This is a genomic window from Pseudescherichia vulneris (assembly GCF_902164725.1).
In the GTDB taxonomy this organism is placed as follows: domain Bacteria; phylum Pseudomonadota; class Gammaproteobacteria; order Enterobacterales; family Enterobacteriaceae; genus Pseudescherichia; species Pseudescherichia vulneris.
The window spans coordinates 4154058-4157622 of sequence record NZ_LR607338.1; the positions used below are offsets into that span (position 1 = coordinate 4154058).

The following is a 3565-nucleotide window of genomic DNA, read 5'->3' on the forward strand; positions in this document are numbered from 1 at the left end:
TACATCATCATGGTTCATATCCTGCCGCAGCCAGATCCCTAATGCTAAGCCCACCAGCGCCAACGCCAGCACGTACCAGGCAGGAGCCAGCGGCGAGACGCTCATCAGCAGAGTAACCGCAATCGGCGTCAGTCCGCCAAAGATGGCGTAAGAGACGTTGTAGGAGAAGGAGATCCCAGTAAAGCGCACCTCGGCCGGAAACGCCCTCACCATCACGTAGGGCACCGCACCAACCACCCCGACACCCAGCCCTGCCAGGCCATAGAGCAGAGAGAGATGCTCCGGGTGCGTCCCGGCGAAGTGATAGAAGATGCCGCTGGTGCAGGCCAGCAGAATGCTGCCGACGATAAAGGTTCTGCTCGCCCCAAATCGATCCGCCGCCAGCCCAGCCAGCAGGCAGCCAATGCAGAGCATAATGGTCGCCACGCTGTTGGCCTGCAGGGTCAGGGCCGGAGCAAGTCCATACTGCTTTTGCAGCCACACCGGTGACATCAGGATCACCACCACGATGCCGGCGGAGAGCAGCCAGGTGAGCAGCATTGAGATCGCCACCGCCTTTTTATGCTTCACCACCACCGCCTTCACCGGCAGCTCCTGAGCCAGGGCCTTACGCTGCTGCATCTCAAGGAAGATCGGCGTCTCCTGCAGCCAGCGGCGCAGATACATCGCCACCAGGCCAAACGCACCACCGAGCAGGAACGGAATACGCCAGCCAACGTCGTGCAGCATCTCCGGCGTCATGGTGCGGTTCACCACCGTGGCAACCACCGATCCCAGCAGGATGCCCACGGTCAGTCCCGCCGTCAGGGTACCGCAGGCGATACCGATCCGGCGAGCAGGCACGTGCTCAGCAACAAAGACCCATGCGCCCGGCACCTCGCCGCCAATGGCCGCCCCCTGTAAAAGACGCATCAGCAGCAGCAGCAGCGGTGCGGCAATGCCGATAGTGGCGTAAGTGGGCAGCAGGCCAATCGCCAGGGTGGGCACCGCCATCAGCAGAATGCTCAGGGTAAACATCTTTTTGCGCCCGACCAGATCGCCAAAGTGCGCCATGATAATGCCGCCCAGCGGTCGCGCCAGATAACCTGCGGCAAAGATACCGAAGGTCTGAACCTGACGCAGCCACTCTGGAATATCCGCCGGGAAGAACAGCGCGCCGACGACGGCAGCAAAGAAGACGAAGATGATGAAATCGTAAAACTCCAGCGCGCCGCCAAGGGCAGCGAGCGAGAGCGTTTTATAATCCTGGCGATTCAGTGGGCGGGCGTTTTCAGACATAGCGAACCCTGTGCAAAGAGGGGTGGATGATTTTATTATTTACGGCCTATGTAAACTTAAAATTACTATACCGTAAAAAAATCAGCACGCCACTCTCTCCCTCTCCTATTGCAGCGCTTATGCCAGAAAAGCCGCTTATTTAGGAGATTGTTTCGCGCCGAGCGCTCTTAGGCCGAAAAGCTGCTACCACCTCGGGGTGGGTTTCCACATAGGGCCCCTCAAGAAGCTGTAAACAATAAGGTACACTGGCAAAGATACCTGGCACTACTACCTTCCCGTCAGGCTCTTTAACGCCTTCCAGCGTCTCCTGGATTGATTTCGGCTGGCCGGGAAGATTGAGGATCAACGCCTGTTTGCGGATCACGCCTACCTGACGCGACAGGATCGCGGTAGGGACAAAGTGCAAGCTGATCTGCCGCATCTGTTCGCCAAAGCCGGGCATCTGGCGATCGGCAACCGCCAGCGTCGCATCGGGCGTTACGTCGCGGCGCGCGGGGCCCGTGCCGCCGGTGGTCAGGACCAGGTGGCAGCTCATCTCATCCACCAACTCGCACAGCGTCTGCTCGATGATCGCCTGCTCGTCCGGAATAAGACGGGTTTCAATCGTAAAGGGGGTCGCGAGGGCGGAGGCCAGCCAGGCTTCGAGGGCAGGAATACCCTTATCCTGATAGACCCCGTTGGAGGCGCGGTCAGAGACAGAAACTAAGCCGATGCGTAACGTATTCATAGTATTTCCGTTCAAACAATATCGATACGGGAATGATACACGCAGAGGGGAACAACAGACAGGATCGAAAAGCAGGAGCGTGACCGGAGACCCGGTCACGCAGCGGGATTACAGCAGATCGCCGATCATGGTTTCCAGCTTACCCTGGTCCACGGCAAACTTGCGGATACCGTCCGCCAGCTTGTCTACCGCCATTGGATCCTGGTTGTGTTCCCACAGGAACTCGGCTTCGGTGATGCGTTCTGGACGCGCTTTCACTTCACCGCTGAAGGAGAGCTTACGTTCAATCGTACCTTCGCTCTCTGCCAGCTCTTTCAGCAGCGCAGGGGCAATGGTCAGACGGTCACAGCCTGCCAGCTCAATGATTTCGCCAACGTTACGGAAGCTTGCGCCCATGACCACGGTCTCATAGCCGTGCTGCTTGTAGTATTCGTAGATTTCGGTCACGGAGACCACGCCCGGATCTTCTGCCGGCGCGTACTCTTTCTTGTCGGTATTGGATTTGTACCAGTCAAGAATACGGCCTACGAACGGCGAAATCAGGAACACGCCCGCTTCAGCACAGGCGCGCGCCTGAGCGAAGGAGAACAGCAGGGTCAGGTTACAGTTGATGCCCTCTTTCTCCAGCTGCTCAGCGGCACGAATGCCCTGCCAGGTGGAGGCCAGCTTGATCAGGATGCGATCGTTGCTGATGCCCGCGTCATTGTAGAGCTTGATCAGGCGCTTGGCTTTGGCAATGGAGCCTTCGGTGTCATAGGAGAGACGCGCGTCTACTTCAGTAGAGATACGGCCCGGCACCAGTTTCAGGATCTCCAGACCGATGTTCACGGCCAGTTTGTCAGAGGCGTCAACGATCTGCTGCGCGCGGTCGCTGCTCTGGCTTTTCGCCCAGCTTACGGCCTCGTCAATCAGCTTACGGTATTCAGGGATCTGTGCTGCGTTAAGGATCAGAGAAGGGTTGGTTGTAGCATCCTGCGGCTGATACAGCTTCATTGCCGCGATATCTCCGGTGTCGGCCACCACGGTGGTGAACTGACGCAGGGAGGTCAATTTATCCGTCATAATCGTGTTTCTCTTTAAACAGCTTGTTAGGGGGATGTAACCGGTCTTCCCTGATGATATCACGACGCACTGTCAGCGCAACCGCAGACAGTGCCCTATCCTGGAGTATGGTAGACTCGATTAACGACGCGTTGCGCTGCCGCAAAATGGCAGCGTTTACACTGGCTTAGCGGCATGAACAAGAGGAATGTGAATGCCAGATTTTTTCCTGTTTATCAACGAAATACTGTGGGGCTCGGTAATGATCTACCTGCTTGTCGGAGCAGGGATCTGGTTTACTGTACGCACGGGATTTATTCAGTTTCGCTACCTGCGCCACGTCGGCAAAAGTCTGAAAAACAGCGTGACGCCCCAGCCTGGCGGGCTGACCTCATTTCAGGCGCTCTGCATCAGCCTCGCGGCGCGCGTCGGCAGCGGTAACCTGGTGGGCGTAGCGCTGGCGATCTCTGCCGGTGGGCCAGGCGCGGTGTTCTGGATGTGGGTCTCCGCGCTGATCGG

General features: G+C 57.9%; 4 protein-coding genes. 1 reads left to right on the forward strand and 3 read right to left on the reverse strand.

The annotated features are described in order from the left end of the window. The 3 genes from FN633_RS17265 to tal form a co-directional block, all read right to left on the reverse strand. On the reverse strand, nt 1–1278 hold a 1278-nt coding region (locus FN633_RS17265; RefSeq protein ID WP_154058980.1), incomplete at its 3' end, for an MFS transporter. A 139-nt stretch (nt 1279–1417) separates the two neighbouring features. Then, entirely contained in the window at nt 1418–2005 is a 588-nt protein-coding gene (gene mog / locus FN633_RS17270) for a molybdopterin adenylyltransferase (protein WP_042388190.1), read from the reverse strand. 108 nt (nt 2006–2113) lie between these two features. After that, nucleotides 2114–3067 (reverse strand): transaldolase, encoded by a 954-nt coding sequence (tal, locus tag FN633_RS17275; protein WP_154058574.1) that lies wholly within the window; start codon nt 3065–3067, stop codon nt 2114–2116. Between the two features lie 193 nt (nt 3068–3260). Here tal and FN633_RS17280 point away from each other — a divergent pair. After that, nucleotides 3261–3565 (forward strand): alanine:cation symporter family protein (locus FN633_RS17280; protein WP_154058981.1); only part of this gene is annotated, 305 nt, incomplete at its 3' end.

Bases quoted from the DNA above. Each gene is read 5' to 3' on its own strand.
- mog (WP_042388190.1), bottom strand. From the start codon at position 2,005: ATGAATACGTTACGCATCGGCTTAGTTTCTGTCTCTGACCGCGCCTCC.
- tal (WP_154058574.1), bottom strand. From the start codon at position 3,067: ATGACGGATAAATTGACCTCCCTGCGTCAGTTCACCACCGTGGTGGCC.